Consider the following 20,133-nt stretch of genomic DNA (forward strand, 5'->3'; position numbering starts at 1 on the left):
TCGGATGAAAATCGTCAAGCCCATGCGCCTCGGGGTGGTGCCCAGGGTCTTCATGCACCAGCGCACCCCGCACCTCGTGGTCACCACCTTCGTCGGCTTCTCTTACGACCGGCCGGCCCGGCTGCTCTATGAGCCCACGGTCTGGAAGATGGCCATGGAGGAGCTCGGCGAGGACGGCCTGCTCGACGAGTTCAACCCCAAGACCCGGGGTGAGCTCCTCGTCACGGGCCGCTGCTATCCGCCGGGGCGCGTCGCCCGCCCCGCGAGCTCGGTCCGCGTCCAGCTCGGACCCATCAACAAGAGCCTCTACGTCATCGGCGACCGGACGTGGGGGATGCTCGGCATGTCGGATCCGGCGCCCTTCACCGAGATGCCCGTCACCTGGCGAAACGCCTTTGGAGGGAAGGATTTCGCCAGGAACCCGCTGGGCAAAGGCCACGGCGACAAAAACGCGGCGCTCCCCAACATCGAGTCGCCCAAGCACCTCATCCACGCGCGCAGCGACTGCCCGATGCCCGCCGGCCTCGACGGCTACGACCTGACGTGGCCCCAGCGGTTCTCCAAGATCGGCACCTACGACGCAACGTGGCGCGACGAGTGTTTCCCTGGTTTTGCGCGGGATCTGGACCCGACGCTGTTCAACATGGCCCCGGAAGACCAGCAGATCGACGGGGTTTTCCGGGGCGACGAGACCTTCGTGGTCGAGAACATGCACCCCGACAAGCCTCGGATCGAAGGCGCCCTCCCCGGGGTTGCAAGTCGATGCTTCGTCGTCCTCAAGACGAGCGACGGTGTGGAGATCCACGAGCCCGCGATGAAGCTCGACACGGTGCGTCTGTTCCCGCACCGCGAGCGAGGGGTCGTCCTCTTCCGCGGCGGCATCGAGATCTCCGAGGACGACGCAGACGACGTGATGGCGGTGCTGGTCGCCTGCGAAGCCATGGGAGCGCCCAGGCCTGCCGCGTATTACCACGACTACCTGATCCCCCGGCTTGACCTTCAGAGCAACGATCTCCCGGATGACCAGGACGACATGCTCATGCCCGAGCCCGAGGATCCGGAGGCGCCGCCGCTGCCCGATGACACGCTCTCCGGGCTCGCGTCGAAGCTCAGGAGAGAGGGGTTTCTGGGAGGCACTCCGGCTCGATCCGTCAAGCGCGCGGCTGCAGTCGCGGCCGGCGCCGGTGTCGTCACCGCCGGTGTCCACGGAGCGAGAGCAGCGGAGGACCCCGACGTCGAGGCGGCCGAGGCCGAGCTCGAGGGGGACCAGGACGTCGAGGCGACCGAGGCCGAGCTCGCCGAAATGGGGACCGACTCCGAGTACCTCGTCGCCACGGCCGACGAGAACGAGGCGGAGCTAGCCACGGACTTCCCGGAGGGCACGGAGACGGAGGAAGAGGAGAGCCCCGCGTGGTCCCAGGCGGACACAGGGGTGGACCACGAGGCGGACCCGGAGGCGCTCGCGTTTGCAGCCTCGGCGACGACGCCCGCCCTGGAAGACGACCCCGAGGAGGCCGAAGCGCTTCGCGCGCAGGAAGCGCTCACGGAATGGGGCAAGAAGCAGCTGCGAGACCACGGCATCGATCCAGAGGCGCACCTCGCCCAGGAAGAGCCCTCCGACGACCTCGCGTCCCTCGATGACCCGGAAGCATCCGAAGAGGCCATGGTCCGCCTGGTCGAGGGCAGGCTCGGCAGCGGGCTGACGGCGCACGGGGTCGACGTCGGTGCCTTGTTGGCGAGGGCGCGTCAGAACGCCGCCGAGCGTCCGAGCGAGATCAGGATGTCGGAGGTCCGCGAGCGCGTGCGGCGGTCGCTGACGAGCGAGGGGTTCACGCCAGAGAAGACCGAAGAGCTGGTGTCGTCGCTGGATTGGCAAGCCTTCGAGGACGCGACCCAGGCCGCCGCTGACGAGGACCTCGACGACACATTCAACCTCCCCGACGAGGCGCCCGAGGCTGCCCAGGCCCTGCCCGAGGACGAGGCCTGGGGCAGTGAGCCTGCAGACGGCGAGGGCTTCGCGTCTGCGGAGGATCTGGACGACAGGGCTTCGTCGTTCGCCGCGCTGGGCGAAGACGGGCCGCGGCTCGCGCATCTCCTGGCGGCGTCCGCGCCCCTCGACAGCGAAGAGTCCCTGCGACTTCGCGGCGAAGTGGAAGCCGGGCACAAGGAGGGGCGGAGCTTCGCGGGCTGCGACTTGACGGGCGCCGACCTCTCTCACCTCGACCTGGAGGGGATCGACCTCGAGGGCGCCATGCTCGAGTCGGCCTTTCTCACCGGGAGCATCCTGCGAAAGGCGAAGCTCACAGGGGCCGTCCTGGCGCGAGCCAACCTGGAGGCCGCGGATCTCTCGGAGGCCAAGCTCAACGGAGCCAATTTTGGTTCGGCGTGCCTGCGGGACGTGAAGGCCACTGGAGGCGTCGATTTTGGCGAGGCCGTGCTCGTCAAGGCGGATCTCTGGGGAGCGGATCTGTCCGGCGCCAACCTCTCGCGCGCCGACCTCTCCGAGGCCAATTTCTGCGACACCAACCTGGAGAACGTCGTCGCGGAAGAGGCGATGTTCCAGCAGGTGGATCTCACAGGAGCGCGCCTCGTGGGCGCGCGGCTCTCGGGGTGCACCTTCAACGATGTGAATGTGACCGAGGTCGATTTCACCGGCGTCGACCTGAGCTCCGCCACCTTCATCGCCGCCCAGGGCGACGGCGCCGTCTTCCGGAACGTGATGGCAAAGGACCTCACGAGCGTGATGGGCTCGTCCTTCGCCGGCGCAGACTTCTCCGGCGCGACGCTCGCCGGCGCGAACCTGATGGGGACGAACCTTGCCGGCAGCGACCTCTCCGACGCCGACCTGCGCGGCGCGCTGCTCAACGAGGCCGACCTGACAGAGGCGAACCTCGATCGCGCGAACCTCGCCGAAGCCATGCTGACGCGCGCCAACCTCACCAGGGCGTCGCTCTACGCCGCTGACCTGAGGCAGAGCATCATGAACAATGCGTGCGTCCAGGGGGCCAACTTCGAGAAAGCCAACCTGTTCAGCGCATGCGCCGATCGAATGGTTGGAGATGACGACACGAGCTTTGCCGGCGCCAACCTCAAGCGACTCAGGGTAATACCGGCCTAGAGCGACAAGCGGGCTGAAACCACGAGAAAAAGCAGAAATTTCACAGGGAGGCGGGGAGGCGGGGAGCGAGAGACGGCAAGAGAAAGAAATTCATTTTTTCTTCCTCCCCGCCTCCCCGCCTCCCTGTGAAAATTCTCCGGGTTTCAACGTGATCGGTGTTCTAGAGGGAGCATGGACAGGGAAGCGCTGTGCAAGCTGATCGAGCAAGAAGAGGTCGTTTCGGAGCTGGACCTGTCGGGCTTCGACCTGTCGGGGCTCGACCTCTCCGGCGGGATCTTCGAAGATGTCCTCTTCACCAACGCCAATCTGACCGGCGTCAAGGTGCGCGAGGCGATCTTTCATCGCTGTGACCTCGCGGGAGCCAACCTGAAGGGGCTGGATTTTCACCTTGGCACGGCCATGGACTGCACGCTCGCGGGGGCGGTGCTCACCGACGCCTCGCTGGTTGGAGCGAGCGTCTCGGCCGTGGACCTCGAATCGGCCGATCTGACCGGAGCCGACCTCTCGTCGGCCACCATCGATCATGCCCAGCTCAAGAACGCCCGACTGGTCCGTGCCAACCTGACCGACGGCACCCTGTTCGGCGTCACGCTCGAGGGCACGGACTTCTCTCAGGCCAACCTGACCAGGGCTGTCTTGTTCCGTCAGGACCTGTCCCAGGCCATTCTCACGGGGACTACCCTCGTGGAGGCGATCCTGATCGAGGTGCGGATGGGGCCCAGGGACTTCCGGCGGATGGACCTCAGCAGAACGCAATTTACCAGCGCCGACCTGCAGGGTTGCGACTTTTCAGGGGCCACGCTGACGCAATGCGGCTTCAAGGGCGCCGACTTGACCGGGGCTCGACTGGACGGCGCCGTCGCCCAGCTGGCCGACTTCGTCGAAGCGACCCTGATGAACGCGAGCCTCACCCAGGCCGACCTGAGCCAGGCGCTCTTCGTCGACGCGCGCGCGGGCGCCGCGAACCTCTCGGGCGCGCGGCTCGAGATGAGCGTCTGGCACCGGGCGAGCTGCCCGGGTGCCCGCTTCTGCCGGGCAGACCTGAACCATGCAGACTTCTCCCACGCCGACGTGTCGTTCGCCGACTTTTCCGACGCGACGCTGTCGCGCGCGCGGCTGCACCGTGTGACGGACAAGGGCACGATCTGGCCGCCGGGCAAGGCGCTGGCGCACGGAGACGACCAGGAGCTCAAGGAAGCAGAAGACTGGCAGGCCAACGTCCTTGGGAGGCCTGCCGGCAGTCAACGCACCCCTCACTCATGAGGAAACCATGCAGAGCGCAGCAAGAGCGAGACAAACCCAGCGGGAAGCCCACGGCGAACACGGCGCCGTGCTCCGCATCGATGGCTCCGCGTACATCGTCGAGACCGAGAGCGGCGAGGTCCGCGCGAAGCGCGCGACGAGCTGCCTGCTGGAGCCCGCCGCCGGCGACATGGTGCTCCTCACGGCCGTGAACAGCACGCATTACATCCTCGCCGTTCTGGAGCGCGAGGAAGGCGCACCCTTACACCTCGTCTCCGAAGGAGATCTCCAGATTCGTCTGCGGCGCGGCTCGCTGGGCATCGCGGCGCCCGACGGTGTACACGTGGCCGCCGGCAAGGACCTCTCGATGGCCGCGTCGACCTTCCGTGTCCAGGCCAAGGAGGGGCACGTCGCGCTGGAGCTGTTCACGCTCCTCAGCAAGATGGCCCGCGGGGAGGTCGACCGGGCCAAGCTGATCGGCCGGAGCCTCGACTCGGCGCTCGAGCGGCTGTCGCAGCGGGTGAAGCGCTCCTACCGCATCGTGGAAGAGGCTGACCATGTGCGCGCCGAGCGCATCGACTACGCGGCCAAGGGCAACCTCGTCATCCACAGCGAGAACGCCAAGATCACCGCGTGCCACGTCGTGAAGATCGACGCCGATCAGATCCAGGTAGGGTGACCGAACATGTTTGCAATCACATCGCGCGGCGGAATGGACTTTGGCATCCCGGACGTCTGCCGTCTTCCGACGACCATCCCCGTCCCATTCCCAAACTTTGCGGCGAAGCCCATGGGGACGTCCCCGGCGTACAAAGTGCGCATCGGGGGCGCGCCCGCTCATACCCTGACAACCACCATTCCGATCACCTCCGGCGACAACCCTGGGCTTCTTGGTGGCGTGATCTCCGGCCGCAACATGGGCCCCGCGAGGCGTCTCCGATTCTCTCGCAACACGTTGTGGCAGGGAAAACCGGCGACGGTGCTCTCCGCCAACGGCTTTGGGAACCAGATCAATACGAACTCGACGACCATTGTCCCGAGCCAGATCAAGGTTCTGGTTCTCAAGTGACGTCCACTCGGTCGTCCGCGCGAGCGCCCCACGATCCCGCCCTGTTCTGACCGCTGAGGGACACCCACGTGGCCATCGATGAAACGACCCGCATCCGCCTGGGGATCATCCAAAAGAAATACGGCGATCGCCTGGCCCGGAGCACGAACGGCTCCCACACGCCGGACCGGCGCCAGCTGTTCATCGATGAATTCCGGCGGATCCTGGCCGACATCTTCGTTCCCACGTTTGAAGCCATCGGCCGTGAGCTCGCCTCGTCAGGCCACGCTTACCGGATCGAGCAGGACGTGGGCGAGAAGACCCCCAGCATCGAGTTTCACCTCCTGCTCCGGGGCGTGCCGGCGAAGGCGAACAACCTGATCCGCCTCTTCTACAGCGCCGAGGCCGCGGGCGACGGAGAGGTCATCGCCGAGGTCAACGTCTACCAGACCCTGACCGAGCTCACGCGGTTCCGGGTGCTGGCTCGGGTCACCCGGGAGGTCGCGGAGCAGATGTGCGTGGACGCCATCGAGCACGTCTTCGCCTGCAACGCTCGCTGAGAGGCCTTCACGATGCCCGCGGCGCGGCCGCGGGCCGAGAGCGCCGCCCCCCATGCTCCGGCACGGCGTCCCGGCGCTTCACCCTTCGCGCAGGATCCGGCGGTACGTCCCGAGGTACGCCGCCGCCGTCGCCGCCGCCGAGAAGCGCTCCTCGGCCGCGCGACGGGACGCCGCCGGGTCGAGCCTGTCGACCCTCGCCATCGCGTCGGCCATCTCCGCGGCATCATCCACAAGGAACCCCGTCCGGCCGTGCTCGACGATCTCCGGCAGCGCGCCGGCGCCGCGCAGCGCGATCACCGGCGTGCCCGAGGCCAGCGCCTCCAGGGCCACGAGCGAGCTGGTCTCCTGCACGAGGCTGGGGACGAGCAGGCACCGCGCCGCCGCGAGCAGGCGGCGCTTCCGGGCGAGGCCCACCGGGCCAAGGAGGCGCCGCACAGGCCCGGGCCCGCGCAGCATCGGCAGCAGGACCTCCTGGAGATACCGCGTGTGCTCCTCGTACCCGAACGCCTGGCCGGCGAGGAGCAGCGGCACGCCGGCGCGGACCGAGGCCTCCACGGCGACGTGATAGCCCTTCTCCGGGCAGATCCGGCCCAGCGCAAGGGCGAAGCCGCGCTTGTACCGCCTCGGCCGGTAGTGCTCCAGCCGGACGCCGTTCGGGATCTCGGGCAGGAGCCGCGCCCCCGGCGGACAGGCGCGCCGCTGCGTGGCGGAGACGCAGTGGAGGAACGTCCTCGGCCGCTCGAGACCGAACACCGCAGGCGAATAGAAGCTCGGCGGGAGATGGAGGGTCGCGAGCACCGGCACGCCCGGCTCGGGCAGATAGCGATCGAAATCGACGCCGTGCAGGTGGACGAGGTCGATCGGATACCTGTCCAGGGCCCGGGCGACGGCGCTCCGGTGGTGGCTCCAGGCCCGCTCCCTGGCCGCCTCGTCGAGGACCGCGCCCGGCGGGGGCGCCGGCGTGGCGACCAGCGTCCCCGCGCACGCGGAGCCCTCCGGGGCGACAACGATCGACCGGTGGCCGCCGCGCGAGAGCGCCTCGTCGAGCATCGAGAGGACCTGCTCGGCGCCGCCGACGGCGTCCGGACCCACGGGCGCGAGCGGATAACCGACGAGCAGGACCGTCAGAGGCACAGCTCGCGCTCGAGGCCGAGCAGCGTGAGCGTCTTCGCCGCGAGCCGCCGCCAGCGCGCGCCGTCGATCGGGAAGCCGAGGCGCTCGTAGTGGAGCGGGCCATCGTGCGGCGGCCTGCGGAAATCGTACGCGGGCGCCGGCCGGAAGCGCTCGACCTCCGCGCCGAACGGGGCGAGCACCTCCCGCTGGCTGGCGAAGCAGGCCAGCATGGCGCGCTTCCGCGACGCCTCGATGTCCGAGAGCCGGAGCGCGATCTCGGGGACGCCGGGGTGCGCGATGAACTCGCCGGTGAGGAGGCGGCCGCGCGCGGCGTGGTACGACGCCGCCTCGAAGATCAGCGGCGCGGTGACGCCGTTCCAGAGGGCGAGCACCGCCGCCGCGTGGACGATGAGCGCCGCCGCGTCGTGATCGGGGTGGCCGCCCTCGTAGGGGTGGGTGAACACCACCTCGGGCCGCGTCCGGGCGAACAGCTCGACGAGCCGCCGGGCGAGGCTCGGCGCCTCCTCGATCGCCTCCTGGTCGACCGCGCCGAGGCACCTGAGCCGCCCCGCGGGCACGTTGCCGGCCGACAGGGCGCGGGTCACCTCCTCGCGCCGGAGCGCGGCGTAGCGCTCGCGCCCGATGCCGGCGAGGCCCGCCGGCACGAAGCGCTCGTCGCGCGGCGCCCCGTCGGTCACGTGGACCACCTCGATCGGGCTGAGCCGGCCGATCCGCGCGCCGAGCCCGATGGTCTCGTCGTCCGGATGGGCGAGCACGACGAGACAGCGCGGCGCCCGGCCCGACGAGAGCCACGAGAACGGCGGCCACGCGAGCTCCTGGGCGGAGGGGCCCTGACGGCGGAGCACGGCGAGGTTCACGACGGCACCTCCACGCGCCCGCGGCGCAGCTCGGCCCGCGGCTCCGGTCGCCTCCCCGGGATGCCGCGGTGCTCCTCGGGTCTCTTCTTTCGCTTCGGCGTGCTCGCGACGTGGGACATGAGCCACCTGGAGCGCATGCGGCCAGGTCGTCCTGGCGCAAAACGCAGCGATCCCCACACTACCAAACGGCGACGCGGCGCGCCAGACGGCGCGCAAAGCGCGGACTGACGGGCAGACGCGTACCCGCCCCTCGCCTCTTTGCGCGCGTTACGCACGTTACGCACGTTACGCACGGCGTCGTTTCATGCGTAGCGCCGCGTCATCCGGGCGCAGAAGTCGGCGAACTCCTCGATCCGCTGCGGAGGGCTCGTGTGGTGGGGCCGGAGGCCGGCGTGCTCCGGGGTGAAGCAGTAGGTCAGGGTCACCTCGAACGGCTCGATCGCCTTCATCTGCCGGTCGAACCAGGCCTCCGCGCCGGGACGGAAGCTGTCGGCCCAGCTGAGGCCCGTGCGGAGGTGGCGCACCCCGAGCTCCTTCAGCCACGCCACCGCGTCGTCGAGCCGGTGGTCCTCGAAGTGGAACCACTGGCACAGACCGAATTCAGGGGTGTACTCCGGGAAGAGCCGGAGCGCGCGCTTGGGCGTCCCGTCCTCGCGGAGCAGGCCCATGTAGAAATGCCGGTAATACGACGAGCCCTCGGCCTCCCGGTGCCGGGTCGTCGCCGGCCACGCGCGCGGCAGATCATAGAGGCTGTACCAGTGGATCCGCTCGACCTTGCCGCGGAGCAGCTCGGCGCTCCGCCGGAGACCGAACTCCTGCACCTCCTCGGCGCCGAACGTGGAGACGCCGATCTCGGTGATCCAGAGCGGCCTGTCGGTCACCACGCGGATCTCCTCGAGCTTGGCGGGCCACTCGTGGATCTGCCAGTGATTCCAGTCGAGAGGGAAGCCGTGCACCGCGACCACGTCGACGTGCTCGAGCACGCCCTGCCGCCCCATGTTGGCGATGAACCCCGGATCGATCGGCGAGATGCCGCCCAGCACGCGCAGCAGCCAGTGGCGCTCGCTCCGGATCGCGTCCGCGGCGAGCTTCACCATGGTTCCATACGTCGTCCACTCGGGATCGATCTCGAAATCCCAGTGCGACCTGTTGTTGGGCTCGTTCCAGAGCATCACCGCCTCGATCACGCCTGCTCTCCCTTCACGAAAGCTCGCCTCGCCGGGTAGACGGCGCCAGGCGGACGACCGGCGGCCCTCTCGCGCCGGCGGCAGAGGTAGACCTCGGGCTCGGGGTGGTTCACGATCTCGAAGCCGGCGCTCCGCAGCATCGCCTCCGCGCAAGCCCGGTTGGGCACCCACCAGTTGGTCGGGTCGTGCGCATAGCTGTGCTCCACGAAATGGAGCCTGGGATAACCGGCCTCGTCGAAGATCTCCTCCTCGGAGAAGGGGAAATCTTCCTCCAGCGGCGCCACCTCCGCGCTGCCGCGCTGCATGCTCTGGAAGATCAGCGTGTGTCCGACCACGTGCTCGTGGAGCAGATCGAGCGCCAGGAGCGGGTGGCGGAGGTGGTACAGGACACCCAGGAAGAGCACGAGATCGAAGCGCTCTCCGAGGCTGCCGACGTCGTACACGGAGAGGTTCCGGAACTCGATGTCCGCCCCGGAGACCTCCGCGGCGAAGCGCGCCTGCGCCAGGTAGTCGTCGTCGCTGTCGATCCCGAGGACGCGCGCCGCCCCGCGCCGCTTCATCTCGAGCGAGTAGAAGCCGGCGTTGCAGCCGATGTCGAGGACCGTCTTGCCCGTGAGATCCGCCGGGACGGCGTCGGCGAAGCCCCTCCATTTGAACGCGGGGTAATCGCCGAGGAAATGGTCGGGCGCCGTCTTCACCCCGCGGAGATCGAGGTTGTGGAACCACGGCCCGAGCCCGCGGACGCGCTCCTGGATCTGCTCCCGCGTCCACTTCGCCGCTCCCTCGACGCACCTCTCCATGGCTCCTCCCTTCACGCGGCGGCGCGGCTGAGGAGCTGGATGGCCTCGTGGTAGCCGTGCAGCGTCCCCACGTCGACATAGGCCTCTCCGGCCCGCACGGCGCGCGCGCTGCCGCCGCGGGCGAGGTACTCGTTCACAAGGGTCCCGATGTACGGGTCCTCCCGCCCGCGCTCGCGCCAGAGGTCATGGAGCTCCTGCATCACCGCCCCCGTGAGCCTGAAGGCGCCCCAGACCCACCGCGAGCGCGCGTTGCGCTGCTTGACCTGGATCTCGAGCACCCGGCCCTCCTCGTCGGTGACGACCGCATCGAAGAGCTCTGGATGCTCGACCGGAAAGAGCAGGAACGAGAGCCCCCCGCCGCCGAGCGAGCAGAGCCCGTGCTCCGGGAACCACACCGTGTCGGGGAGCCCCACGAGGACGTCCTCCTCCGGCCCGATCCAGGGGAGCGACCGGAAGATGGCGTCGCAGAGCCCGGCGGCGGCCGGCTGCACCACATAACAGATGTGCGCCGGGCCGACGCTCGCGCCGTAGTACTCGACGATATCCGACTTGCCCGGCGAGATCACCATGCACAGCCGGGTCGCGCCGGCGAGCACCATCCGGTCGATGAGGTACTCGCTGACCGCGCGCGGCCGCTCCACGTCGCCGTCCAGGCGCGTCCCCACCGGGAGCAGCTCCTTCGAGAACGCGAGCGGCTGGATCCTGCTGCCCAGACCCGCCGCCGGAATCACTCCCCACATCGCGCCGTCCCTCCGTTCGATGAGCCGACCTCGGCTCCGTTCAATGAGCCGAGACCGACCCGAGAATGGCCACGAGCTCCGCCGCGCGGCGCGCGGCGCTGTGCTCCGCGAGCACCCGCTCCCGCGCCGCGCGGGCGATGGCCGCGAGCTCGCCCTCCGGGAGCGAGAGCGCCGCGACCGCCTCGTCCGTTGTCGCCGCCACGAGGATCTCGCTCCCCGGCGTGAAGAACCGGTCGAGCCCCTCCCACCCGTCGCTCAGGATGGGTGTCCCGCAGGCGGCGGCCTCGAAGAGCCTCCCGGAAGGGCAGTAGCCCATCGCCGCCATCGCCCCCCGCGTCACGTTGAGCGTCAGCCGCGAGGAGCAATAGAACGCCGGGTGATCCGGCGGGGCCACGTGACGATGGTAATAGACGTTCTGCGCCCACGGGAAGTCCTCGGGGTAGAGCGAGCCCCCGATGACGAACCGCTTCTCGGGCAGCCTCCTCGCCGCCTCGAGGAAGAGGCGGGAGAGCGCCGCCTGCCGGTCGGCGGCGTACGTGCCGAGGTACGAGAGATCCCCGCGGAAGCCGTCCCGCGGCGGGACCGGGCGGTGCACAGCCGGGTCCGCGCTGCCGTAGAGCGGGAACACCCGCCGGGCGCCGAGCTTCGCCTGGAGCTGATCGAGCGCCGCTCCGCCCGTGTAGCTGAGCACGCAGTCGAAATCGACGAGGCCTCGCGGGCCGATGTAGCCGACCGGCTGTCCGGCCTGGATGCGATCCAGCGTCACCGGCGTGTCGAGATCGTAGAAGACCTTGAGCGCGCCGGACTCGAGGACAACGTCGGTCGCGGGGCCGCCGTCGGGGCAGTATGACGTGACCATCGCCGCGTCGGCCTCACGGACGGCGCGCCTGGCCTCGGGGAGGACGTCCTCGAACGAGGTGTAGAGCCGGAGCGTGTTGCCGTGCGAGAGCGCCGTCAGATCCCGGTGCGCGGCGTAATACGGGACGTCGCGCTCGAAGAAGGTGACGCGGTGCCCGGCCCGCCCGAGGGCGGAGACGACGCCGCGCCACAGCGTGGCGTGGCCGTTGCCCCAGGACGAGCTGATCGTCAGACCGAAGATGACGAGCCTCATGGCGGAGCGGACCTCCTCGATGCCTGCGTGTCCGGCGCCGGCGCCGGCGGCCTGCCCGGCTCGCCGGGGATCATCGCTTCCACCTCGGGGCGGCAGCGGATCCGCGGCAAGAGCGCCCTTGCCTCGGGCCGGAGTCGGCGGAGCGTGTACGCCACCTTGGCGCGGGTGTGCTCGGGCCCGTAGCAGTCGAGGAACCCGGCGCTGTTCAGCGAGAAGAACGAGAGCGCGTCAGCGTCGTTGAGCAGGGCGAGCTCGGCGTCTTCGCCCGGCCGCTCGTGCGACGCCACAAGGGCGCCGATCCGGTCGAGGACCTCGGGCGCGAGCCCGACACCGGCGAGCGCGGCGCGCGTCAGGGCGGCCCCGCGACGCGCGTGCTCGTCCTTGAACGCCTGGTAGTCCGGGGCGCGGTGCTCCATCCGGACGTCCGCCTCGGAGACGAGCCGCTCCACGTCGTGGAAGAGCGCCGCCACCTGGACGGCGACGCCGGCGCGCGGCTCGAGGCGGAGCATCCATTGCCAGACGTCGATCGCATGATCGTGGTCGGCGCGGACGAGCGGCCTGTCGAGATCGTGGAGCTCCCGGTGCCGCCCGAGGACCCGGGCGAAGACCGCCGTCGCGGAGGCGAGGTTCCTCCTGCGGATGAAGCGCTGGCACCGTGTGAGAACCTCGTAGGCGGCGCGCGCGGCGCCCGCTCGCTCGATCCCCTCGATATGCAGGTCGAAGAGGCCGCCGGCGTCGAGCGCGTGCAGGTGGGTGTCGAGCGCCCACAGGTCGACCGCCGACGCGCGCCACGCGCGGGCGTCGACGACAGCGTGGAGCGCCCCCCCGGACGGGCCGGGCGCGCCGCTCTCCACCTCCACGCCAGGGAACTCCCTGGAGAGCGCCGCCCTGTCGGACGGGGAGAGGAGCGGCGTCCCGCGGATCGAGCGTCCATCGCTGCTCGAAGAGGGGCCGTCGATGAGGATGAGACGCTTGAGCATGAGCGTGCGCTCTCCGGTCAGCCACCGGGATGGAGCTCGACACAGCTGCCGCGCGCGGCTGCCGCGGACGAACCGGGATCGCAGGTGGGGAACCTATCGCCGCGGTCCTCACCGCACCATCGCGGAAATTCCGTAGAGCAACGTCGGGAAAGAAATGAGCGCGAGACGTGGGATCGCCGTAGCGGCGCCAGCCGCGGCCATCGCCCTCGACGCTCCGCCGCGAGCCCCGGCGTCCGCTCCGCGGCCGCCCTGCCACGACGGCCGTACCTGGTCCGCCTGGGCTGCGCGCGCGCCGCCTGGGGTCGCCCGGGCGTGGCCCACCGCCGCTGATACCGCATCTCCCGCTCACTGCCGTCTGCCCCCCTCTTGCGCACGAACACGTACGCCGAATTTACGAGGAGCATCACGCGGCTCACCGGCTTTTATTGCGCGCCGCAGCGCGATCAGCGAGTGTGGTGCCGATGCAGCTTGCGCAGCGCCTGGCCGGGCTTGAGCTATCGGCCATCCCCGTGTGGGTCCTCGACGTGGACCGCTCGCGGGTCTGCTGGGTGAACGAGGCCGGCCTGGACCTGTGGCGGGCGCAGGATCGCGACGAGCTGTTCGCGCGCGATTTCTCGAAGGTGCCGGCGCCGATCCGGACGCGCATGCTGGCCCTCGCCGCGCAGGTGCGCGAGGGGGGCGTCGTGCGCGAGAGCTGGACCTTCTACCCGAGCGGGGTGCCGGTGACGGTGACGCTCCACTCCTCGAGCGTCGCGCTCGACGATGGGCGATTCGCGATCTTGAGCCAGGCGATTCCCACGGAGGGAGCGCCTGAGCCGGAGCTCGTCCGAGGCATCGAGGCGCTGCGCCACACCTCCGTGATGATCGCGTTCGTCGACCCGAGCGGAGACCTCCTGATGCAGAACCCGGCGGCGCTGCGGGCGTTCGGCCGCACCGGGACGTGGAGCGCCTGGCTGGGTGAGCCCGGCGAGGCGGACGCGATGCTCAGGGCGGCGCTGGACGGCGACATCGTGACGCGAGAGACGCTCGTCCGCACCGTGGACGGGGAGCGCCTTCACGCGATCGAGGGCCGAGCGGTGCGTGATCCCGTGACGGGCGTCCTGGGGGTCCTGTTCCACCACACGGACGAGACGGCGCGGATAGGCGCCGAGCGCTCCGCCGAGGAGCGCGGCCGCCTGCTGGACGAGCTGAACGCGACGCTGGCGCTCGTCGAGCGGCAGCGCGGTGAGATCCTCGCCCTCTCCGCGCCCATCCTGGACGTGGGCGAGCGCGCGCTGGCGCTGCCGATCATCGGGGCGCTGAACCGAGAGCGGAGCGCGGAGATCGCGGCGCGGCTCCTGCCTGCGATCGCCGGCAGCGGGGTCGACCGCGTGATACTCGACATGACCGGCGCCGCGGCGCTCGACGACGCCGGCGCCAGGCACCTCATCGACATGGTACGCACCATCCGGCTGCTCGGCGCGTCCGCCATGATCACGGGTATCCAGCCCGCGCTGGCCCGCTCCCTGGTGGCATCGGGCTTTGACGGGACGGGCATCACCCTCGTGGGCTCCATCGCCCAGGGCCTCTCGCGCTCCAGGAAGCGCTGAGCCGGAGCTCCCGTCGTGCTCCGCCAGGCGGCCGGCGTCGTCCTGGCGCATGCCTTCGGCCAACTGGCACACACGGGTCGAACCCCTGGCACAAAGTGCCACAGCAGGCTCGTAACATATCAGAATTTCATCACATTCAGGACGGCACAAAGCATGCTCATCCTGGCCATCATGAACATCGAGATGGCAAGGCGAGCGGTTGGGGTCGGGGTGCTGGCGGCGTGTACGGCCTTCGTGGGGGGATGCATGGCCGAGGTGGTGGACGGAACCGATCAAGCGCAGGATGAAGTGAAAGAAGAGGAGACCTCCTGCTGGGCTGACTTCGGCCCCGAGGCGCCCGGCGAATGCGCCATCGGCGAGGAGCGGGAATGTACGGACGATGATCCCAATACGCTGACCGGGTTTTGCCGTGAAAAGTGCGTGAACATCGACGGCAAGGCGGTCTGGGGGCTCAGGACCAACGACTTCCAGTGCCCCTATTATGAATCAGCCTGGCACATCGGCACATCGGTTGAATGTGACTGTTTCACGCCTCTCGTGCTCTCCTTCGACAATCGCCCCGTGGAGTTCACCGCCGAGGCGGGCGCCGCCTTCGACCTGACCGGCACCGGCGCGTGCCACGCGAGCGATTGGCCCACCTCGGCGACGCCCTGGCTCGCGCTCGATCGCGACGGCGACGGCGCCATCCAGCATGGAGGCGAGCTGTTCGGCTCGGCCACGCGGCTGGGGAGCGGGGGGTTCGCGAAGAACGGCTTCGAGGCGCTGCGCGAGCTCGACGCGGACAAGAGCGGCGTCCTCGACAGGCAGGATCCGGCGTTCGCCAGGGTGGTCGTCTGGTCGGATAAAAACCTCGACCGGAACAGCGCGCCGAGCGAGATCACGCCCCTCGAGGCGCTCGGCGTGACGTCGATCGATCTCCGCGACTTCCGCGACATGCGCTGCGACGCGCGCGGCAATTGCGAGGGCGAGCGGAGCGCTTTTGCCTTCACGGACGCCACAGGGACGGCGCGCCGGGGGACGGTGATCGACGTGTACATGTCCCGTCGATGAGCGCCGCGCGGTGTTCACCCGGGCAGCGAGCGACGAAACGACGAAGTCCGCGCCTTCGCGATTGAACCACATCTCGCCGGGTCCCACAAGCCGTACCAAGGTACGGGTGGTCGATCCCACCTCGTATCGCTAGCTTGCGCGTCACCGGAAAAGGAGTATCGCCGATGAAGCGCAAGACACCGCTCGTCCTCGTGTCCCTCTTCACGCTCCTGGGCGCGCAGTCCGTCACCATGCTCAACGGGTGTACCCCCACGCCGGCGGAGGACGACCACCTGAGGAGCGGCCGGAGAACTCGGCCTGCCAGGCGGAGATCCTGAGCTGGGCACAGCAGAAGGGCGCGACCTGCGACTGAGGACAGGCGACTGCATCTCGCCCGCCGCCATCGAGGGCGGCATCGCGCTCCCGGGGGCAGCGCCGTCTTCTGCCAGGCGCGCGAGGCGCTCGGCGAGCTGCGCGCGGCGGCCGTCGAGGCGCTGAACGGGCTCGGTGGCGACTTCAGCCTCTGGGCAGCGTCACGGGTCGTCGCGCCGAGGAGACGTAGGTGTGAAGCTATCCACGTGCCTTTTGCAGCAGGATCCCGAGCTCCACCGCGGACCTCGCCCCCAGCTTGGCCATCACGCGCGCCCGGTGCTCCTTGACCGTCCGCTCGGAGATCCCGAGCTCCCCCGCGATCTGCTTGTTGAGCAGCCCCCGCGCGACGCCCTCGCAGACCTCGCGCTCCCGCGCGGACAGGAGCGCCATCCGCGCCGCGAGGGTGTCAGGCTTGATGGCGGCGGAAGGCGCCGCGCACCGGCTCGGCTCGGCCCCGCCGGGCGCCGTCCCAGCGGCGACGAGACCGCGCCGGCGAGTCTCTTCCGGGCGCTCTCCGAACGCGCGCACGTACACCGACTCGAAGACCTCGCGCCCGGCGAAGCCGGCGGCGCGCGCGACGTGCAGCACGGCGAGGTGCGGCTCGGCGAGCAGCATCCGCTGCGCGCGGACCAGGCGCCGATCGCGAAGGAACGTTCCGAGCGAGGTCCCGCGGTGCGCGCGGAACGCCGCCTCGACCGAGCGGGCGCTCGTCCCGGCAACGGCGGCGACATCGATCGCGCTGATCGGCCCGGCGGCGTGCGCGTCCACGTACTCTTCGACCCGCCGGAGCACCGTCCGGCTCGACGGCGGCGTGGGCCGCTCCAACAGGTGAGCGAGGTTGTGAGGCTGCCCCATCAGCAGGGCGCGCGAGAGCGACTCAGTCAGCCCGGCGAACACCTGGGGGTGATCGATGTCCGTGCCGGCGTTGATCTCTGCGGCCATGAAGCGGCAGAGTCGCTCGACGTAGGATCCGCTTCCGGCGCGGGAGTCCAGCGAGAGCTGGAACTGGAAGTCCTCGCGGACGACCTCGCCGGTGATCGACTCGAGCTGGGAGCAGAGATAGCCACGGTCGAAGCGCACCGTGATGACCTCCATCGCGCTGTCGTAGTTCACCTTCGAGCGGCCGTGAGCCGAGAAGATGGCTGGGCCGCCGCCGTGTCCCAGGGTCGCGCTGTCGCGTCCCAGCGCCGCGCGTCCGCTGCCGCGGACGGGAATGACGAGCATCGGCGCGTCCACCTGGGCGTCCAGGTAGATCGCGTCGCTGGTATGGTCCTGGACGAAGAGGATGGGGCCGAAGTCCACGGCGTGGGCGCGCCACTCGAAGCCGCGCGGGAGCGCGGGGTCAACTTCCCCGTAAAGCCCCTCCCATATGGATACGGCGGTGTGGTGGTCGCGGGTGTGGATCTCGAACCGGCGGGGCACGTCCTCGTGAGTCGCGCGGGGCATGGGGGGTTCGCCTCCAGGATCGATCGCGGATCGGACGGCATGAAACGTCAGCGCTGTCAGAAAAGCAAGCGCGCCCTGACGACGCAATCGTGGGATGACCTGCGGCGGGTACTCGGACTGCGGGCCGGTCTGTCATCGCCAGGGCGGCGCGCGGTCCCGGCTCTGACATGCCGCCTCTGGTGGACGTCTCGGACGTATCGCGCTCCTGAAATCGGCGGCTATTTTTCCTGAGCGCTCCCGGAGTTTCATCCGGTACATTTCCTCTTCTTTCCACGTCTTATATATTCCTTGGCAACTTCCCATCGAAAGGAGTCACCCATGCCGTTGGATCGAGACCTTCTCAAGCGCGAAATCCTGCCGATTCCGGACCGGCCCTATGTCGGCCCGGTGATGTACAATGCCCAGGACCCAGCTTCCCACTTCCCTCCCATCGAGCCGATCAAACCGCCCTCGAAGGCCCCCAATGTGCTCCTCATCCTGCTCGACGATGTGGGCTTCGGCGCCGCGGAGCCCTTCGGGGGGGTCATTAGTACCCCGACAGCCAAGCGGCTCGCCGAAGGCGGACTCAGATTCACCCGTTTCCACACGACAGCCCTGTGCAGCCCGACGCGCGCCGCCTTGATGACTGGCCGCAACCCCCACTCCGTCGGCATGGGCTGCATCACCGAGCTGTATACCGGCGCGCCTGGCTACACCTCGATGATCCCCAACACCGCCGCCTCGATCGCCAAGATCCTCAGGTACAACGGCTACTCGACGGCTCACTTCGGCAAGTGCCACGAGGTGCCCGTCTGGGAAACCGGCCCATCGGGGCCCTTCGACCACTGGCCCACCTACATGGGCTTCGAGAAGTTCTATGGCTTCGTGGCAGGCGAAACCAACCAGTTCTACCCTACCCTCTACGATGGAACGACCTACATCGAGACGCCTCACGACGGGGACTACCACCTGACCACGGATCTGACAAACCAGACCATCAAGTGGATCGAGCAGCAGAAGGCCATGGCGCCGGACAAGCCATTCTTCATCTATTTCGCTCCCGGCGCGACCCATGCGCCCCACCAGATCCCGGACGCCTGGCTTGACGAGTACAAGGACAACGCGGACTTCGCCAAGGGCTGGGACGAGCTGCGCGAAACGATTTACAGAAAACAAAAATCGCTTGGCGTCATTCCAGAGGACGCGGAGGCGGCGGTCAACGAGGACGTCCCAAAGTGGGACGATGAAATGTTCGACGGCATAAGGGACTCCCTGCGCCGCGAGATGGAGCTCTACGCCTCCTTCCTCCAGCAGACCGACGAGGAGGTCGGCAGGGTGATCAAGACGCTCGAGGACCTCCACCTCATGGAGAACACGCTGATCATTTACATCCTCGGCGACAACGGCGCTTCCGCCGAAGGCACCTTCATGGGCACCTTCAACGAGATGATCGGCTTCAACGGCATCCAGAAATCGCTCGATGAGCAAAAGACGATCATCAAGGACAACATAGACAAGTTCGGTACCAAGGAAGCGTACAATCACTATGCCATCGGCTGGGCCCAGGCCATGTGCACGCCGTACAAGTGGACCAAGCAAGTCGCCAGCTTCTTCGGCGGCACGCGCAACGGCATGATCGTCCATTGGCCAGGGAAAGACGGCGACGGGAAAGACCACATCGTCCGGGGCGACAGGGGGCTGCGACACCAATTCACTTACGTGATCGATGTGCTTCCGACGATCCTCGAGGCGGCCGGATTGCCGGAGCCGTTGAGCGTCGACGGGGTGCTGCAGATGCCCATCGAGGGTACGAGCTTCCTCCGGACGTTCAGAGAGCAGAATGCGCCCGAGTTCCGCACGACCCAGTACTTCGAGATGTTTGGCAACCGTGGCATCTACCATAACGGCTGGACCGCCGTCACCCTCCACTCGAAGCCCTGGGACTTCGAATCCAATCCGGACTACGAAAAGGACACGTGGGAGCTCTACTACACGTACCCATGGGGCGAGAAGTCGCCGCATAAGGTGGACTGGACCCAGGCAAACAACCTCGCCCAGAGGGAGCCCGAGAGGCTGGCGCAGCTGAAGAACCTTTTTGAGATCACCGCGGCCCGATATAACGTCTTTCCCCTCAACGACGAAAAGACAGAGCGCCTGGAACAGGCGGCCCCCCCGGTCGGCACGAAGCAGAGGTACGTCGACGGCAGCTTCGTCTCCGACCCGTGCGTGATCAACAACTTCAACCGCTCGTTCATGATCACGGCAAAGATCGAGGGCCCCCACGGGGAAGCGCCGAACGGCGCGATCCTCGCCCGGGGCAACGATTTCGGCGGCTTTGGCCTCTATGTCAAGAACGGAAGGCTTACTTACGTCTACAACTACCTTGGGCTCGAACGGTACTACGCCCAAGCCGAATCTCTGCTGCTGCCTCTGTCCGAAGCGTACGAGGTCCGCATGAAGTTTACCTACACAGGCACGGATACGGGCGAGGGCGGCAGGGTGGAGCTCCTCATGAAGTGGCCCAGGGAGAACGACTTCAAGCCTCTCACGCTGGTCGCGTTCCCGGCCGTCGGTGAGGATCCGCTCAACCATACACCGAAGGATTTGCCGCCGGGCCATATCCTCAAGACCAATCCCATTATCTTCAACGTGGACGCCTTCCTGATGGTCGGCAAGAAGACGGGCGGCCCGTTGTGCCCCGACTTCGCAGGTAGCGGGAACAACCGCTTCCCCGGCAAGGTGCACTGGGCGGAGATCGAGCTGACGGGCGAACCCGCCAAGGTGAGCCCCGAACACAGATTGCACGCGCTCGAGGCGATCCAGTGACACGTTGACCCGGCCAAAGGGTACGCGGTTCTAAGGGTGAAGGGCCCTCGCGCGCCGCGCAGGCGCCGGGGGCGGGGATTGCGCGGGCTCAGCTTGTGTGCACCGGCGACCTCGG

Annotated in this window: 18 protein-coding genes; 9 read left to right on the top strand and 9 right to left on the bottom strand. The window is 68.6% G+C overall.

What is annotated here, in order from left to right:
- Positions 1–4: 4 nt before the first annotated feature.
- From WMF11_RS37530 to WMF11_RS37550, 5 genes are all read left to right on the top strand, one after another.
- On the top strand, positions 5–3,118 hold the full coding sequence (locus WMF11_RS37530) for a DUF2169 family type VI secretion system accessory protein (protein WP_437974182.1): 3,114 nt from the start codon (positions 5–7) through the stop codon (positions 3,116–3,118).
- Between the two features lie 171 nt (positions 3,119–3,289).
- Positions 3,290–4,381 (top strand): pentapeptide repeat-containing protein, encoded by a 1,092-nt coding sequence (locus WMF11_RS37535; protein WP_437974183.1) that lies wholly within the window; start codon positions 3,290–3,292, stop codon positions 4,379–4,381.
- A 67-nt stretch (positions 4,382–4,448) separates the two neighbouring features.
- The gene (locus WMF11_RS37540) at positions 4,449–5,039 is read left to right on the top strand and encodes a DUF3540 domain-containing protein (protein WP_437974184.1); all 591 of its coding nucleotides are present in this window, start codon (positions 4,449–4,451) and stop codon (positions 5,037–5,039) included.
- Between the two features lie 6 nt (positions 5,040–5,045).
- On the top strand, positions 5,046–5,429 hold the full coding sequence (locus tag WMF11_RS37545) for a DUF4150 domain-containing protein (protein WP_437974185.1): 384 nt from the start codon (positions 5,046–5,048) through the stop codon (positions 5,427–5,429).
- 68 nt (positions 5,430–5,497) lie between these two features.
- The gene (locus tag WMF11_RS37550; protein WP_437974186.1) at positions 5,498–5,968 is read left to right on the top strand and encodes a hypothetical protein; all 471 of its coding nucleotides are present in this window, start codon (positions 5,498–5,500) and stop codon (positions 5,966–5,968) included.
- A gap of 78 nt (positions 5,969–6,046) precedes the next feature.
- On the opposite strand, the gene WMF11_RS37555 is transcribed toward WMF11_RS37550, so the two are convergent.
- From WMF11_RS37555 to WMF11_RS37590, 8 genes are all read right to left on the bottom strand, one after another.
- Positions 6,047–7,102, bottom strand: a complete 1,056-nt coding sequence (locus WMF11_RS37555; RefSeq protein ID WP_437974187.1) for a glycosyltransferase family 4 protein — start codon at positions 7,100–7,102, stop codon at positions 6,047–6,049.
- The gene (locus tag WMF11_RS37560; protein ID WP_437974188.1) at positions 7,093–7,959 is read right to left on the bottom strand and encodes a PIG-L deacetylase family protein; all 867 of its coding nucleotides are present in this window, start codon (positions 7,957–7,959) and stop codon (positions 7,093–7,095) included. Before WMF11_RS37560 ends, WMF11_RS37555 begins: the two co-directional genes overlap by 10 nt.
- Complete coding sequence (locus tag WMF11_RS37565; protein ID WP_437974189.1) at positions 7,956–8,078, bottom strand: hypothetical protein; 123 nt, start codon at positions 8,076–8,078, stop codon at positions 7,956–7,958. The genes WMF11_RS37560 and WMF11_RS37565 overlap by 4 nt, the downstream gene beginning before the upstream one ends.
- Positions 8,079–8,261: 183 nt before the next feature.
- Entirely contained in the window at positions 8,262–9,146 is an 885-nt protein-coding gene (locus WMF11_RS37570) for a beta-xylosidase (RefSeq protein ID WP_437974190.1), read from the bottom strand.
- Entirely contained in the window at positions 9,143–9,946 is an 804-nt protein-coding gene (locus tag WMF11_RS37575; protein WP_437974191.1) for a TIGR04290 family methyltransferase, read from the bottom strand. The genes WMF11_RS37570 and WMF11_RS37575 overlap by 4 nt, the downstream gene beginning before the upstream one ends.
- 11 nt (positions 9,947–9,957) lie before the next feature.
- Positions 9,958–10,686, bottom strand: a complete 729-nt coding sequence (locus tag WMF11_RS37580) for a sugar phosphate nucleotidyltransferase (RefSeq protein WP_437903987.1) — start codon at positions 10,684–10,686, stop codon at positions 9,958–9,960.
- Between the two features lie 40 nt (positions 10,687–10,726).
- Positions 10,727–11,797, bottom strand: a complete 1,071-nt coding sequence (locus WMF11_RS37585) for a CgeB family protein (protein ID WP_437974192.1) — start codon at positions 11,795–11,797, stop codon at positions 10,727–10,729.
- Complete coding sequence (locus WMF11_RS37590) at positions 11,794–12,777, bottom strand: DUF4202 family protein (protein ID WP_437974193.1); 984 nt, start codon at positions 12,775–12,777, stop codon at positions 11,794–11,796. Before WMF11_RS37590 ends, WMF11_RS37585 begins: the two co-directional genes overlap by 4 nt.
- A gap of 461 nt (positions 12,778–13,238) precedes the next feature.
- Here WMF11_RS37590 and WMF11_RS37595 point away from each other — a divergent pair, with 461 nt between their 5' ends.
- From WMF11_RS37595 to WMF11_RS37605, 3 genes are all read left to right on the top strand, one after another.
- A complete protein-coding gene (locus WMF11_RS37595) occupies positions 13,239–14,366 on the top strand; it encodes an STAS domain-containing protein (protein WP_437974194.1) in 1,128 nt (375 codons plus the stop codon).
- Positions 14,367–14,381: 15 nt separating this feature from the next.
- Positions 14,382–15,416: a calcium-binding protein gene (locus WMF11_RS37600; RefSeq protein ID WP_437974195.1), complete on the top strand. Its 1,035-nt coding sequence runs from the start codon at positions 14,382–14,384 to the stop codon at positions 15,414–15,416.
- 164 nt (positions 15,417–15,580) lie between these two features.
- Positions 15,581–15,733, top strand: a complete 153-nt coding sequence (locus WMF11_RS37605) for a hypothetical protein (RefSeq protein WP_437974196.1) — start codon at positions 15,581–15,583, stop codon at positions 15,731–15,733.
- Positions 15,734–15,965: 232 nt separating this feature from the next.
- On the opposite strand, the gene WMF11_RS37610 is transcribed toward WMF11_RS37605, so the two are convergent.
- Entirely contained in the window at positions 15,966–17,213 is a 1,248-nt protein-coding gene (locus tag WMF11_RS37610) for a LuxR C-terminal-related transcriptional regulator (protein WP_437974197.1), read from the bottom strand.
- Positions 17,214–17,531: 318 nt separating this feature from the next.
- Here WMF11_RS37610 and WMF11_RS37615 point away from each other — a divergent pair, with 318 nt between their 5' ends.
- Positions 17,532–20,018 carry an arylsulfatase gene (locus WMF11_RS37615; protein WP_437974198.1) on the top strand — a complete coding sequence of 829 codons (2,487 nt, stop codon included), beginning with the start codon at positions 17,532–17,534 and terminating at the stop codon, positions 20,016–20,018.
- Positions 20,019–20,133: the final 115 nt, after the last annotated feature.

The organism is Sorangium sp. So ce295, assembly GCF_051527405.1.
GTDB classification, from domain to species: domain Bacteria; phylum Myxococcota_A; class Polyangia; order Polyangiales; family Polyangiaceae; genus Sorangium; species Sorangium cellulosum_B.

Excerpts from the sequence above, each read along its gene's own strand:
- WMF11_RS37580 (WP_437903987.1), bottom strand. The coding sequence starts at position 10,686 with ATGTGGGGAGTGATTCCGGCGGCGGGTCTGGGCAGCAGGATCCAGCCG.
- WMF11_RS37585 (WP_437974192.1), bottom strand. The coding sequence starts at position 11,797 with ATGAGGCTCGTCATCTTCGGTCTGACGATCAGCTCGTCCTGGGGCAAC.
- WMF11_RS37590 (WP_437974193.1), bottom strand. The coding sequence starts at position 12,777 with ATGCTCAAGCGTCTCATCCTCATCGACGGCCCCTCTTCGAGCAGCGAT.
- WMF11_RS37565 (WP_437974189.1), bottom strand. The coding sequence starts at position 8,078 with ATGTCCCACGTCGCGAGCACGCCGAAGCGAAAGAAGAGACCCGAGGAG.
- WMF11_RS37605 (WP_437974196.1), top strand. The coding sequence starts at position 15,581 with ATGAAGCGCAAGACACCGCTCGTCCTCGTGTCCCTCTTCACGCTCCTG.
- WMF11_RS37545 (WP_437974185.1), top strand. The coding sequence starts at position 5,046 with ATGTTTGCAATCACATCGCGCGGCGGAATGGACTTTGGCATCCCGGAC.
- WMF11_RS37615 (WP_437974198.1), top strand. The coding sequence starts at position 17,532 with ATGCCGTTGGATCGAGACCTTCTCAAGCGCGAAATCCTGCCGATTCCG.
- WMF11_RS37610 (WP_437974197.1), bottom strand. The coding sequence starts at position 17,213 with ATGCCCCGCGCGACTCACGAGGACGTGCCCCGCCGGTTCGAGATCCAC.
- WMF11_RS37595 (WP_437974194.1), top strand. The coding sequence starts at position 13,239 with ATGCAGCTTGCGCAGCGCCTGGCCGGGCTTGAGCTATCGGCCATCCCC.
- WMF11_RS37575 (WP_437974191.1), bottom strand. The coding sequence starts at position 9,946 with ATGGAGAGGTGCGTCGAGGGAGCGGCGAAGTGGACGCGGGAGCAGATC.
- WMF11_RS37535 (WP_437974183.1), top strand. The coding sequence starts at position 3,290 with ATGGACAGGGAAGCGCTGTGCAAGCTGATCGAGCAAGAAGAGGTCGTT.
- WMF11_RS37530 (WP_437974182.1), top strand. The coding sequence starts at position 5 with ATGAAAATCGTCAAGCCCATGCGCCTCGGGGTGGTGCCCAGGGTCTTC.